At 74.5% G+C, this 251-nt stretch carries 1 protein-coding gene; it reads left to right on the top strand.

The features are described 5' to 3' along the window. Positions 1–251, top strand: a 251-nt coding sequence (locus AX685_RS06595) for a trimeric intracellular cation channel family protein (protein ID WP_197418512.1), incomplete at both ends; no start/stop codon positions are given.

Below are 251 nucleotides of genomic sequence, written 5' to 3' on the forward strand. Positions count from 1 at the left end.
GCTGCCCGCCGCGCTGATGGGGGTGATGACGGGTTGCGTCGGCGGGATCATCCGCGACGTGCTGGCGGGCGAGCCGTCGATCCTGATGCGCCCCGAACTGTACGTGACCGCGGCGGCGCTGGCGGCGGGGCTGTACGTGGCGATGCGCACGATCGGCATCGACCCGTGGCTGGCCGCCGGGGTCGCGGGCCTGGCCGGTTTCGGACTGCGTGCGGCGGCGATCCGGTTCCGGCTGGCGCTGCCCGCCTATG

It is taken from the genome of Sphingomonas sp. CCH9-F2 (assembly GCF_001556735.1).
Taxonomy (GTDB): domain Bacteria; phylum Pseudomonadota; class Alphaproteobacteria; order Sphingomonadales; family Sphingomonadaceae; genus Sphingomonas; species Sphingomonas ginsenosidimutans.